The organism is Citrobacter sp. RHBSTW-00029, assembly GCF_014104295.1.
In the GTDB taxonomy this organism is placed as follows: domain Bacteria; phylum Pseudomonadota; class Gammaproteobacteria; order Enterobacterales; family Enterobacteriaceae; genus Citrobacter; species Citrobacter youngae.
This window is the reverse complement of the sequence record NZ_JABXRT010000001.1, coordinates 2098965-2111149: the sequence shown is the minus strand read 5'-3', so window position 1 is coordinate 2111149 and position 12185 is coordinate 2098965. Positions and strand designations below refer to the sequence as shown.

General features: G+C 50.2%; 13 protein-coding genes and 1 other annotated feature. Of the genes, 9 read left to right on the top strand and 4 right to left on the bottom strand.

From position 1 onward, the window contains the following. Positions 1-117 precede the first annotated feature (117 nt). Positions 118-786 carry a hexitol phosphatase HxpB gene (gene hxpB / locus HV041_RS10475; RefSeq protein WP_121584552.1) on the bottom strand — a complete coding sequence of 223 codons (669 nt, stop codon included), beginning with the start codon at positions 784-786 and terminating at the stop codon, positions 118-120. A 167-nt stretch (positions 787-953) separates the two neighbouring features. Here hxpB and HV041_RS10470 point away from each other — a divergent pair, with 167 nt between their 5' ends. Beyond that, positions 954-1490, top strand: a complete 537-nt coding sequence (locus HV041_RS10470) for a YniB family protein (protein WP_048211877.1) — start codon at positions 954-956, stop codon at positions 1488-1490. Positions 1491-1565: 75 nt separating this feature from the next. Here the strand turns inward: HV041_RS10470 and HV041_RS10465 are convergent, their stop codons facing one another. Together HV041_RS10465 and pfkB are read right to left on the bottom strand one after the other, a co-directional pair. Further along, positions 1566-2426, bottom strand: coding sequence for a fructosamine kinase family protein (locus HV041_RS10465; RefSeq protein ID WP_115643489.1), 861 nt, complete (start codon positions 2424-2426; stop codon positions 1566-1568). A 269-nt stretch (positions 2427-2695) separates the two neighbouring features. Further along, positions 2696-3625 carry a 6-phosphofructokinase II gene (gene pfkB, locus HV041_RS10460; protein WP_121584553.1) on the bottom strand — a complete coding sequence of 310 codons (930 nt, stop codon included), beginning with the start codon at positions 3623-3625 and terminating at the stop codon, positions 2696-2698. 287 nt (positions 3626-3912) lie between these two features. Here pfkB and HV041_RS10455 point away from each other — a divergent pair, with 287 nt between their 5' ends. Further along, entirely contained in the window at positions 3913-4671 is a 759-nt protein-coding gene (locus HV041_RS10455; protein ID WP_121584554.1) for a YdiY family protein, read from the top strand. A 165-nt stretch (positions 4672-4836) separates the two neighbouring features. Here the strand turns inward: HV041_RS10455 and yniD are convergent, their stop codons facing one another. Beyond that, positions 4837-4944 (bottom strand): small membrane protein YniD, encoded by a 108-nt coding sequence (yniD, locus tag HV041_RS10450; RefSeq protein WP_003030590.1) that lies wholly within the window; start codon positions 4942-4944, stop codon positions 4837-4839. Between the two features lie 304 nt (positions 4945-5248). Between yniD and thrS the strand changes: the two genes are divergently transcribed. The 7 genes from thrS (at position 5249) to pheT (ending at position 12185) form a co-directional block, all read left to right on the top strand. Further along, positions 5249-7177: a threonine--tRNA ligase gene (gene thrS / locus HV041_RS10445; RefSeq protein ID WP_003832572.1), complete on the top strand. Its 1929-nt coding sequence runs from the start codon at positions 5249-5251 to the stop codon at positions 7175-7177. A 3-nt stretch (positions 7178-7180) separates the two neighbouring features. Further along, positions 7181-7723: a translation initiation factor IF-3 gene (infC, locus tag HV041_RS10440; RefSeq protein ID WP_048997935.1), complete on the top strand. Its 543-nt coding sequence runs from the start codon at positions 7181-7183 to the stop codon at positions 7721-7723. Between the two features lie 96 nt (positions 7724-7819). Continuing rightward, positions 7820-8017: a 50S ribosomal protein L35 gene (gene rpmI, locus HV041_RS10435; protein ID WP_003030583.1), complete on the top strand. Its 198-nt coding sequence runs from the start codon at positions 7820-7822 to the stop codon at positions 8015-8017. Positions 8018-8072: 55 nt separating this feature from the next. Further along, complete coding sequence (gene rplT, locus HV041_RS10430) at positions 8073-8429, top strand: 50S ribosomal protein L20 (protein WP_003030578.1); 357 nt, start codon at positions 8073-8075, stop codon at positions 8427-8429. Between the two features lie 120 nt (positions 8430-8549). Next, positions 8550-8674, top strand: a sequence feature (Phe leader region). Beyond that, positions 8555-8599 (top strand): pheST operon leader peptide PheM, encoded by a 45-nt coding sequence (gene pheM / locus HV041_RS10425; protein ID WP_001386830.1) that lies wholly within the window; start codon positions 8555-8557, stop codon positions 8597-8599. Its footprint overlaps the feature before it by 45 nt. Before the next feature lie 124 nt (positions 8675-8798). After that, positions 8799-9782, top strand: a complete 984-nt coding sequence (pheS, locus tag HV041_RS10420) for a phenylalanine--tRNA ligase subunit alpha (RefSeq protein WP_003832580.1) — start codon at positions 8799-8801, stop codon at positions 9780-9782. A gap of 15 nt (positions 9783-9797) precedes the next feature. Next, the gene (pheT, locus tag HV041_RS10415) at positions 9798-12185 is read left to right on the top strand and encodes a phenylalanine--tRNA ligase subunit beta (protein ID WP_121584555.1); all 2388 of its coding nucleotides are present in this window, start codon (positions 9798-9800) and stop codon (positions 12183-12185) included.

The following is a 12185-nucleotide window of genomic DNA, read 5'->3' as shown; positions in this document are numbered from 1 at the left end:
TTGCTCTATAGGGCAAGGATAGGAGAGGTTAAACAGAAACACAATTAAAAGTGAAACGATGTTTTAAAAATAAAGAATCTGAGAGGGCGGGCAATACGATCATTGCCCGTTACAGGATTAGCCGCGCAGATGAACGGCAGTGAGTTCGGTGAGTGAGGTTAATTTGACATCGGCAAGAACGAAGCGAGGATCGTCCTGATTCTCATGCGCTGGTACGACGATGGAACGCATACGGGCGGCTTTTGAAGCAATCATGCCATTTACCGAGTCTTCCAGCGCAACGCAGTTTATAGGGTCAATGCCCAGTTTCGCCGCACAATCGAGGTAAACCTGCGGGTGCGGTTTGCTGTAAGGCAGTTTTTCTGCAGAAGCCAGCGCGTCGAAGTCGTTGCGCAGATCAAACATGGTCAGCACTTTTTCCAGCATATGCAGCGGCGAAGCGGATGCCAGTCCTACTTTGATTCCCTGAGATTTGCACAACGCCACGGCTTCACGCACACCCGGCAGCAGCGGTTTTGTTTCTTCCACTAACGCAATGGCCCGGGTGATGATGCGCTCGGTGACCTCCTGACGTGAGGGACCGTTCCACGGTTGCTGCGCAAACCACAAATCGACCACCATATCGATGCGTAAGCCAAGGGTGTCGGGAAGTTCATGGCGGCGGGAGATATCAACGCCTAAACTTGCTATCACATCCAGTTCGGCCTGATCCCAAAGCGGTTCAGAATCGACCAGTAATCCATCCATATCGAAAATTGCAGCAAGAATTTGACGCGGGGTTGACATCACAACCTCTCCTTTAGGGTGATAACAGGGATTAAGAGCCAGTCATAACAGGCTCTGAGCGTTCATTATGGCTAATTTGGCAGTATACCGCCTTTAAAGATCAGGCGAAAACGGTTATCAACGGGTAAACTTAGGCCAAAATGACACGTCTTTATCAAGGGGAACTCATGACGTATCAACAAGCTGGACGCATTGCTGTCTTGAAAAGGTTGCTGGGATGGGTAATTTTCATTCCGGCGCTGATTTCAACACTGGTTTCAGTACTGAAGTTTATGTACGCGCACAGCGAAAAGCAGGAAGGGATTAATGCGGTAATGCTCGATTTTGCCCACGTGATGATCGACATGATGCGGGTGAATACGCCGTTTCTTAATCTGTTTTGGTATAACTCGCCGACACCGGATTTTCAGACCGGACTTAATCTTGTTTTTTGGTTGATTTTCATTCTGATATTCATCGGTCTGGCATTGCAGGACTCTGGCGCCAGAATGAGTCGTCAGGCGCGTTTTTTACGCGAGGGCGTTGAAGATCAGTTGATTCTGGAACAGGCAAAAGGCAGTGAAGGGTTATCGCGTGAGCAAATTGAGTCGCGTATTGTCGTGCCACATCATACGATCTTTTTACAAATCTTCCCGCTCTATATTTTGCCGGTGATTGTTATCGTGATCGGCTATTTCTTCTTTTCATTACTGGGATTTTTGTAAGTCCGATATTATCAGGCCTGGACTACGTGAAGCGTCAGGCCTGATAAGCAAAGCCGCCTTCGGGCTATTTATACGTTAAGCCGCCAGTAACCTTTCCATCGCTTTTTGCGCCACCACCAGGTGCTGCCCGCCAAATAGAATTGCCCGATTCAGCAACGTATACAACTGATAGATAGGCTGCCTGTCGAGAAAATCTAACGGTAGCGGCGAGACAGACTGGTAACCGTCATAAATCTGCGGCGGTTGATCGGTATGTAACGGCAACATTGCCAGATCGCACTCTCTGTCACCCCAGTAACAGGCGGGGTCAAAGATGTAGGGGCCATTCGGCCCGAGCGCACAGTTTGCCGACCACAAATCGCCGTGCAGGAGAGAAGGTTGTGGCTGATGGGAGGAGAGTCGTTGCTGAACATGATCGACAATGGCGTCAATATTGCCAAACGCAATGCCTTTTTCCGCCGCAAGTTCCAGTTGCCAGCCGATGCGTTGCTCGGCGAAGAAGGTTGACCAGCGACGCTGCCAGGCATTGGGTTGTGGCGTAGTGGAGAGTGCATTATCGAAGTCGAGGCCGAACTGTGGTTGATCGCTCCATTCATGCAAATGTGCAAGTTGTTGTCCGAGAATAAACGCGTTATGCGCATCAAGCGGACGGGGAGGGAGGAAATCCATCACCAGAAAGCTGTAATCTCTGTCTGCGCCTACTGCCCAGACTTTCGGTACAGATACAGTTTGACTGCGGGAAAGTAGCTCCAGCTGATCGGCTTCTGCCGTAAAGCCGGTTAACAGCTCTCTTTCATCGCATTTGACGAAAAAATCTCTCCCCGCATAGCGTAAATGCCATGCGGCGTGAATCTCTCCGCCGGGCAGTTCATTACGCAGTTCGATTTCGCCTTCACCTAATTGCTCGCTTAAAAGACGACTGATAGCCTGCCACATGATGTCTCTCCCCATGTTGTCTGCCAGATCATAAGGTTAGCGCAAGAATGCGGTTAAAAAACACGAACTGACGCACACCACGGACGCGTCATCGCTGGAAAGGCACTTAATGTTTGTCGCTCTTCTTCACCCCGTACCGTTGTGGAGACGTCTGACTGCACATGATTCACTTCTTTGTAATCACGTGATTTTTTATCATAGTCGCATAACACCCATGCTGACAGTTTTACGCGAGAATCCCCTTTCTCTTCAAAAGAGGGACGGTGTCATTACTGAGTGAGATACGAATAAATTTTTTGCGTGTCGTCCAAAGAGCACAGGCGCGTACCCTGATTGAGCGTTGCTGCGCTACCTGCGGCGACGCCGTAACGGACAATATCCTCAAAAGGTGCATTCTCAGCCAGTTTAAGCGTCATGGCCCCGACCATGCTGTCGCCCGCGCCTACGGTGCTTTGACTTTTCACCGGCGGAGGGACGACCTGGACGCACGTTTCTTGATTGACGCCCAACGCCCCTTGTGGCCCAAGAGAGACCACAACGCGAAGCGCTTTCCCACTATGTACGATTTCCTGCGCGGCCTTGCGCACATCATCGGGCTGTGTCAGTTCGCGGTTTACCAGCGCACTCAGTTCTTTGAGGTTGGGTTTGACCAGTTCGATATTGCCGATGGCTAACGCCGCCGTCAGTGCTTCGCCTGAGCTGTCGACAATACAGCGGATCCCCTGTTTTTGTGCGGTAGTGATGAGCCGGGTCATTTTTTCTATTTGTACACCGGGCGGCAAACTGCCGCTAATGACCAGCAATGCACCAGATTCAATTTCCAGTACCTGATCCTGCAATTGGTAGAATTCGTCATCAGTCAGCGCTGCACCGGGCATGACAAAACGATACTGCTCGCCGCTGGATTCGACGTGGACATGGAGATTTTGTCGGGTCCAGTCTTTAGCCTCGATAGTCGAGACGGGAACATTTTCGTCGGCAAGTAAAGAAACTAAGTGCTCGCCGGTTGCCCCCCCCGCGGGGAAAATCGCCGTTGCGGTTCCGCCAAGATGGGCAATTGCGCGGGCGACGTTGATGCCTCCGCCGCCAGGTTCAAAAACTGGTGAGGTACAGCGAAGTTTACCTTCGGGGTAGATTTGTGGAGTGGTTGTTGCGCTATCGAGAGAGGGCGCAAGTGTTAACGTATAGATACGTACCATCTTTACCTCCTGTTAGGCTGACCCCAGTCTGGCACTTAACGCCACGAAAGTGAAGTAATTAACAACATGATTTCTCGCAGCTTTATTTAAAATTCTCGTGCCAAAGATATATAAATAAAATAAAGGATTAGGAACGCTCTTATTCAAAAAATGAAATAAGAATTTATTGCTATGTTATTCGAGTCTTTTTATAATTTGTTACCTTTCAAGGGTCTTTTGTCATTGATCCACATGAAAGTTTCCGAGACCGTTATGGTCTCTTTTTTTGTTGTACGGACTCTTTATAAATGAAGCTTTTGAAGACAGTGCCCGCAGCAGTATTGCTGACGGGGTGCGTGTTTGCGTCAATGCATGCCGCCGCCGATGATTCCGTTTTTACTGTCATGGATGACCCTTCCAGCGCGAAAAAAACCTTTGAAGGTAACCTGAACGCGGGATATCTTGCCCAGTCAGGCAACACAAAAAGTTCTTCTTTAACCGCCGACACCACCATGACCTGGTATGGTCAATCTACGGCGTGGTCTCTGTGGGGAAATGCCAGCAACACCTCCTCAAATGATGAGCGTTCATCTGAGAAATATGCTGTAGGTGGTCGTAGTCGTTACAACATGACTGACTATGACTATCTCTTTGGTCAGGCCAGTTGGTTAACAGACCGTTATAACGGATACCGTGAGCGTGACGTGCTAACGGCCGGTTATGGTCGCCAGTTTCTTAATGGACCGGTACACAGTTTCCGCTTTGAATTCGGTCCTGGTGTACGTTATGACGAGCACACAGATGGCACCACTGAAACGCAACCGTTAGGTTATGCGTCCGGGGCTTATGCGTGGCAGATGACGGACAACACCAAGTTTACGCAGGGTGTGTCGGTATTTGGTGCAGATGATACAACGCTTAACTCTGAAACGGCCTTAAACGTTGCCATCAACGAACACTTTGGATTGAAGGTCGCGTACAACGTCACCTGGAACTCCGAACCGCCGGCAACCGCGCCGGAACATACCGATCGCCGCACGACGCTTTCGCTCGGCTATCGTATGTAATGACAAACCGGGCCAAATAATTGGCCCGGCTTTTATCTATTAACGTTAAGTTTATTTAAAAGTTAATCTGTGTTTTATTTTTAATGCTTATCGATAACTCGCTATTTTTCAGATGAATTCGATTTAATTGATAAATACAACGGAACCAGAAAAGCGGCCAGTATTTTAACCCCAGATCATTGCTGCCCAACGCAGCATCAGCATTGCCGCACAAATAACCAGCAGGATCACCACCATCTTCCAGTGTTTCTTCGCAAAGCGGTTTGTTGGCATTGTTCTTTTCCTGCTCAGATTAGATGACTTTCTGCAAGTGTAACAAAGACGTCAGGGTGTCAGTGAATTGATTTACATCATAGAGCGCGCGTTGATTGTTGCTTTGATCGGCTCGAAATGCCGTGTACACTGTGAAACGGTGTTATCAAAAAGCGGGTGTAGGTCCAGTGTAGCCATTGAGGCAATCAGTGACATATTTCGCAGAGTGAAGCGGGAATCAGCCCACACCTTTTTGATAATTTTAAATATTGAATCTTTGTATGTGATCTTACGTGTGGGTCACCACTGCAAATAAGGATATAACATGCCTGTTATTACTCTTCCTGATGGCAGCCAACGCCATTACGACCACGCTGTAAGCCCCATGGATGTTGCGCTGGACATCGGTCCAGGTCTGGCGAAAGCCACTATTGCTGGCCGTGTTGACGGTGAGCTGGTAGATGCTTCCGATCTGATTGAGCATGATGCGAAGCTCTCCATCATCACCGCGAAGGATGAAGAAGGTCTGGAGATCATTCGTCACTCCTGTGCGCACCTGTTAGGGCACGCGATCAAACAACTCTGGCCGCACACCAAAATGGCGATCGGACCGGTTGTTGATAACGGTTTTTACTACGATATCGATCTTGACCGTACGTTAACCCAGGAAGACGTCGACGCGCTCGAGAAGCGGATGCACGAGCTCGCTGAGAAAAACTACGATGTCATTAAGAAGAAAGTCAGCTGGTACGAAGCGCGTGAAACCTTCGTGAAGCGTGGTGAGACCTATAAAGTCTCTATTCTTGATGAAAACATCGCCCATGATGACAAGCCTGGCTTGTACCATCATGAAGAATATGTCGATATGTGCCGTGGCCCGCACGTGCCGAACATGCGTTTCTGCCATCACTTCAAACTGATGAAGACCGCTGGGGCATACTGGCGTGGCGACAGCAATAACAAGATGCTGCAGCGTATTTATGGTACTGCATGGGCAGATAAAAAAGCCCTGAATGCCTATCTGCAACGTCTGGAAGAAGCGGCCAAGCGAGACCACCGCAAAATTGGTAAGCAGCTTGACCTGTATCATATGCAGGAAGAAGCACCGGGTATGGTGTTCTGGCATAACGATGGCTGGACTATCTTCCGTGAGTTGGAAGTTTTTGTTCGCTCGAAACTGAAAGAATATCAGTACCAGGAAGTTAAAGGTCCGTTCATGATGGACCGTGTGCTGTGGGAAAAAACAGGTCACTGGGACAACTACAAAGATGCAATGTTCACGACCTCGTCTGAGAACCGTGAGTACTGCATTAAACCTATGAACTGCCCGGGCCACGTGCAGATCTTTAACCAGGGTCTGAAATCCTATCGCGATCTGCCGTTGCGTATGGCTGAATTTGGTAGCTGTCACCGTAACGAGCCGTCAGGTGCGCTGCACGGTCTGATGCGTGTACGTGGCTTTACTCAGGATGATGCACATATCTTCTGTACTGAAGAGCAGATTCGCGATGAAGTTAACGCCTGCATTCGTATGGTCTACGATATGTACAGCACCTTTGGCTTCGAGAAAATCGTCGTCAAACTGTCCACTCGCCCCGAAAAACGTATCGGTAGCGATGAAATGTGGGACCGTGCTGAAGCTGACCTGGCCGTTGCGCTGGAAGAAAACAACATCCCGTTTGAGTTCCAACTGGGTGAGGGCGCATTCTACGGTCCGAAAATTGAATTTACCCTGTATGACTGCCTCGATCGTGCATGGCAGTGCGGTACTGTACAGCTGGACTTCTCTCTGCCGTCCCGTTTAAGCGCCTCTTATGTTGGCGAAAACAACGAACGTCAGGTGCCGGTTATGATTCACCGCGCAATTCTTGGGTCGATGGAACGTTTCATTGGTATCCTGACCGAAGAGTTCGCTGGCTTCTTCCCGACCTGGCTTGCGCCGGTTCAGGTTGTGGTCATGAACATCACCGATTCTCAGTCTGAATACGTCAACGAATTAACGCAGAAACTACAAAATGCGGGTATTCGTGTAAAAGCAGACTTGAGAAATGAGAAGATAGGCTTTAAAATCCGCGAGCACACTTTACGTCGTGTCCCTTACATGTTGGTCTGTGGCGACAAAGAGGTAGAAGCAGGCAAAGTTGCCGTGCGCACCCGTCGTGGCAAAGACTTGGGCAGCCTGGACGTAAATGAAGTGATTGAGAAGCTGCAACAAGAGATTCGCAGCCGCAGTCTTCAACAACTGGAGGAATAAGGTATTAAAGGCGGAAAACGAGTTCAAACGGCACGTCCGAATCGTATCAATGGCGAGATTCGCGCCCTGGAAGTTCGCTTAACAGGTCTGGAAGGCGAAGCTTTGGGTATTGTGAGTCTGAGAGAAGCGATCGAAAAGGCTGAAGAAGCTGGAGTAGATTTAGTTGAAATCAGCCCTAACGCCGAACCGCCAGTTTGTCGTATTATGGACTACGGCAAGTTCCTTTATGAAAAGAGTAAGTCTTCTAAGGAACAGAAGAAAAAGCAAAAAGTTATCCAGGTTAAGGAAATTAAATTCCGTCCTGGCACCGACGATGGCGATTACCAGGTAAAACTCCGCAGCCTGGTACGCTTTCTGGAAGATGGCGATAAGGCTAAGATCACGCTGCGTTTTCGCGGTCGTGAGATGGCCCACCAACAGATCGGTATGGAAGTGCTCAACCGCGTCCGTGACGATCTGAGTGAACTGGCAGTAGTCGAATCCTTCCCTACGAAGATCGAAGGCCGCCAGATGATCATGGTGCTCGCTCCTAAGAAGAAACAGTAAGGCCTTCAAGTAGCAATGTCTGTGGAGCCTACGGGTTCCACAGCCGTTGTTCGCCTACGTTTCGTTTATTAACAATGCGAAGTGGAAGTTATTAAAATGCCAAAAATTAAGACCGTACGCGGTGCTGCTAAGCGTTTCAAAAAAACCGGTGGTGGTGGATTTAAGCGTAAGCACGCAAACCTGCGTCATATTCTGACCAAAAAATCTACTAAGCGTAAACGTCACCTGCGTCCAAAAGGCCTCGTGTCTAAAGGCGATCTGGGTCTGGTTATCGCGTGCCTGCCGTACGCATAAGCCGTTAACGTTTAATTCATTTTTTTACTAAGAATATAGAGACAGGAGAGCACATATGGCTCGCGTAAAACGTGGTGTAGTTGCCCGTGCACGTCACAAGAAAATTTTGAAACAAGCTAAAGGCTACTACGGTGCGCGTTCTCGCGTATACCGCGTTGCCTTCCAGGCTGTTATCAAAGCTGGTCAGTACGCTTATCGTGACCGTCGTCAGAAGAAGCGTCAGTTCCGTCAACTGTGGATTGCGCGTATCAACGCAGCAGCACGTCAGAACGGTATTTCTTACAGCAAATTCATCAACGGCCTGAAAAAAGCCTCTGTTGAAATCGACCGTAAGATCCTGGCTGACATCGCAGTATTCGACAAAGTAGCGTTCACCGCTCTGGTCGAAAAAGCGAAAGCAGCTCTGGCATAAGCCGGTGAAAAGAGGGAGCCTGGCTCCCTCTCTTTTATTTGTAGTGCAATCAATTAGTTGACAATTTATCCGTAAGCCTTTTCAATAAAGGTTGTCCGGTTTTTACCACACAAGGTAACGCAAGCATGAATGCTGCTATTTTCCGCTTCTTCTTTTACTTTAGCACCTGAAATCAGGAGGCTTGCGCGTGAAAGAAGAAACGGAAAACAGCGCCTAAAAGCCTCCCTGGTGGAGGCTTTTTTTATACGCGTCATCCTTCAAGTTGTCTCTGTATTGGCTGCATTCGCTCTTTTGCAGCGTTGATACAACTTGAATGATTTTGCGTATATACGAGCGACTAGTGAATATCGCAACATAACGAGGAAAACCATGTCACATCTCGCAGAGCTGGTTGCCAGTGCAACGGCCGCCATTAACCAGGCTTCAGATGTTGCCGCGTTAGACAATGTCCGCGTCGAATATTTGGGCAAGAAAGGGCACCTGACCCTTCAGATGACAACCCTGCGCGAGCTGCCACCGGAAGAGCGCCCGGCAGCAGGTGCGGTAATCAATGAAGCCAAAGAGCAGGTACAGCAAGCGCTGAACGCGCGTAAAGCCGAATTAGAAAGTGCCGCGCTGAACGCGCGCCTGGCTGAAGAAACTATCGATATCTCCCTGCCGGGACGCCGTATCGAAAATGGTGGACTCCACCCGGTAACGCGTACTATCGACCGTATTGAAAGTTTCTTCGGTGAGCTGGGCTTTACCGTGGCGACTGGTCCGGAAATCGAAGATGACTATCACAACTTCGATGCGCTGAACATTCCTGGCCATCACCCGGCGCGCGCTGACCACGACACTTTCTGGTTTGATGCAACGCGTCTGCTGCGCACACAGACTTCCGGCGTGCAGATCCGCACCATGAAGGAAAAACAGCCGCCGATCCGTATTATCGCCCCGGGCCGCGTTTATCGTAACGACTACGATCAGACTCACACCCCGATGTTCCATCAGATGGAAGGGCTGATTGTTGATACCAATATCAACTTCACCAACCTGAAAGGTACGCTGCACGATTTCCTGCGCAACTTCTTTGAAGAAGACCTGCAGGTTCGTTTCCGTCCTTCTTACTTCCCGTTCACTGAACCTTCTGCGGAAGTTGACGTCATGGGCAAAAACGGAAAATGGCTGGAAGTACTGGGCTGCGGAATGGTTCACCCGAACGTGCTGCGTAACGTCGGCATCGATCCGGAAATCTACTCCGGTTTTGCCTTCGGAATGGGGATGGAGCGTCTGACCATGCTGCGGTATGGCGTTACCGATCTGCGTTCTTTCTTCGAAAACGATCTGCGTTTCCTCAAACAGTTTAAATAAAGGCAGGGTAATACAATGAAATTCAGTGAACTGTGGTTACGCGAATGGGTAAACCCGGCGATTGATAGCGATGCGCTGTCAAACCAAATCACGATGGCGGGTCTGGAAGTTGACGGTGTGGAACCTGTTTCCGGCGCGTTCAACGGCGTTGTGGTGGGCGAAGTGGTTGAGTGCGCTCAGCACCCGAACGCTGACAAACTGCGTGTCACCAAAGTGAATGTAGGTGGCGACCGTCTGCTGGATATCGTCTGCGGTGCGCCAAACTGCCGTCAGGGGCTGAAAGTGGCCGTGGCAACCGTGGGTGCCGTTCTGCCGGGCGATTTCAAAATCAAAGCCGCAAAACTGCGCGGTGAGCCGTCTGAAGGTATGCTGTGCTCATTCTCTGAGCTGGGTATTTCCGACGATCATAACGGGATTATCGAACTGCCTGCCGATGCGCCAATTGGCACCGATATCCGTGAATACCTTAAGCTTGACGACAACACTATCGAAATTAGCGTCACGCCGAACCGCGCCGACTGCTTAGGCATTATCGGTGTCGCACGTGATGTTGCTGTGCTGAACAAAGCTCCGCTGGTTGAGCCGGAAATCGCGCCTGTAGTGGCAACCATTAGCGACGTCCTGCCGATTCAGGTCGAAGCCGTAGAAGCCTGCCCTCGCTATCTGGGCCGCGTGGTTAAAGGCATCAATGTTAAAGCGCCGACACCGCTGTGGATGAAAGAAAAACTGCGTCGTTGCGGTATTCGTTCAATCGATGCCGTGGTTGACGTGACTAACTATGTGCTGCTCGAACTGGGCCAGCCGATGCACGCATTCGACAAAGACCGCATTGAAGGCGGAATTGTTGTCCGTATGGCAAAAGAGGGTGAAACCCTGGTATTGCTGGATGGCAGCGAAGCGAAGCTGAATGCGGATACGCTGGTGATTGCGGACCATAACAAAGCGCTGGCGATGGGCGGCATCTTTGGTGGCGAACATTCCGGCGTGAATGATGAAACGCAAAACGTCCTGCTGGAATGTGCATTCTTCAGCCCGCTGTCTATTACCGGTCGCGCACGTCGTCACGGTCTGCACACCGATGCTTCTCACCGCTATGAGCGTGGTGTTGATCCGGCTCTGCAACATAAGGCCATGGAACGTGCAACGCGCCTGCTGATCGATATCTGCGGTGGCGAAGCGGGTCCAGTCATTGACGTGACGAACGAAGACACGCTGCCAAAACGCGCAACCATTACGCTTCGTCGTAGCAAACTGGATCGTCTGATCGGACATCATATTGCGGATGAGCAGGTGAGCGACATTCTGCGTCGTCTGGGTTGTGACGTGACGGAAGGGCAGGATGAGTGGAAGGCTGCCGCGCCGAGCTGGCGTTTCGATATGGAAATCGAAGAAGACCTGGTCGAAGAAGTCGCCCGCGTATACGGCTACGACAATATCCCGAATACCCCAATTCAGGCAGGACTTATCATGGGTGAGCATCGAGAAGCGGATTTATCGCTGAAACGTGTAAAAACCATGCTGAATGACAAAGGCTACCAGGAAGTTATTACCTACAGCTTCGTCGACCCGAAAGTCCAGTCGCTGCTGCATCCGGGTGAAGAGGCGCTGCTGCTGCCAAGCCCAATCTCTATCGATATGTCAGCAATGCGTCTGTCTCTGTGGACCGGTTTGCTGTCCACGGTGGTTTATAACCAAAACCGTCAGCAAAACCGTGTGCGTATTTTTGAAACAGGTTTGCGTTTTGTACCGGATACGCAGGCTAACCTCGGGATCCGTCAGGATCTGATGCTGGCGGGCGTTATCTGCGGTAACCGTCATGATGAACACTGGAATCTGGCGAAAGAGACGGTTGATTTCTATGATCTGAAGGGCGATCTGGAAGCGGTTCTCGACCTGACAGGCAAACTGGCGGACATCCAGTTCAAAGCTGAAGCGAATCCAGCCCTGCATCCGGGTCAGTCTGCGGCGATTTATCTGAAAGGTGAACGTATTGGTTTCATTGGGGTTGTTCATCCTGAACTGGAACGTAAACTGGATCTGAACGGTCGCACTCTGGTGTTCGAACTGGAGTGGAATAAGCTCGCAGACCGCGTGGTGCCTCAGGCGCGTGAAGTTTCTCGCTTCCCGGCGAACCGCCGTGACATCGCCGTTGTTGTGGCAGAAAACGTTCCCGCAGCGGATATTTTATCCGAATGTAAGAAAGTTGGCGTAAATCAGGTAGTTGGCGTAAACTTGTTTGACGTGTACCGCGGTAAGGGTGTTGCGGAGGGTTATAAGAGCCTCGCTATCAGCCTGATCCTTCAGGATACCAGCCGTACACTTGAAGAAGAGGAGATTGCCGCTACCGTCGCCAAATGTGTAGAGGCATTAAAAGAGCGATTCCAGGCATCATTGAGGGATTGA

Excerpts from the sequence above, each read along its gene's own strand:
- hxpB (WP_121584552.1), bottom strand. The coding sequence starts at position 786 with ATGTCAACCCCGCGTCAAATTCTTGCTGCAATTTTCGATATGGATGGA.
- HV041_RS10470 (WP_048211877.1), top strand. The coding sequence starts at position 954 with ATGACGTATCAACAAGCTGGACGCATTGCTGTCTTGAAAAGGTTGCTG.
- HV041_RS10465 (WP_115643489.1), bottom strand. The coding sequence starts at position 2,426 with ATGTGGCAGGCTATCAGTCGTCTTTTAAGCGAGCAATTAGGTGAAGGC.
- pfkB (WP_121584553.1), bottom strand. The coding sequence starts at position 3,625 with ATGGTACGTATCTATACGTTAACACTTGCGCCCTCTCTCGATAGCGCA.
- HV041_RS10455 (WP_121584554.1), top strand. The coding sequence starts at position 3,913 with ATGAAGCTTTTGAAGACAGTGCCCGCAGCAGTATTGCTGACGGGGTGC.
- yniD (WP_003030590.1), bottom strand. The coding sequence starts at position 4,944 with ATGCCAACAAACCGCTTTGCGAAGAAACACTGGAAGATGGTGGTGATC.
- thrS (WP_003832572.1), top strand. The coding sequence starts at position 5,249 with ATGCCTGTTATTACTCTTCCTGATGGCAGCCAACGCCATTACGACCAC.
- rpmI (WP_003030583.1), top strand. The coding sequence starts at position 7,820 with ATGCCAAAAATTAAGACCGTACGCGGTGCTGCTAAGCGTTTCAAAAAA.
- rplT (WP_003030578.1), top strand. The coding sequence starts at position 8,073 with ATGGCTCGCGTAAAACGTGGTGTAGTTGCCCGTGCACGTCACAAGAAA.
- pheS (WP_003832580.1), top strand. The coding sequence starts at position 8,799 with ATGTCACATCTCGCAGAGCTGGTTGCCAGTGCAACGGCCGCCATTAAC.
- pheT (WP_121584555.1), top strand. The coding sequence starts at position 9,798 with ATGAAATTCAGTGAACTGTGGTTACGCGAATGGGTAAACCCGGCGATT.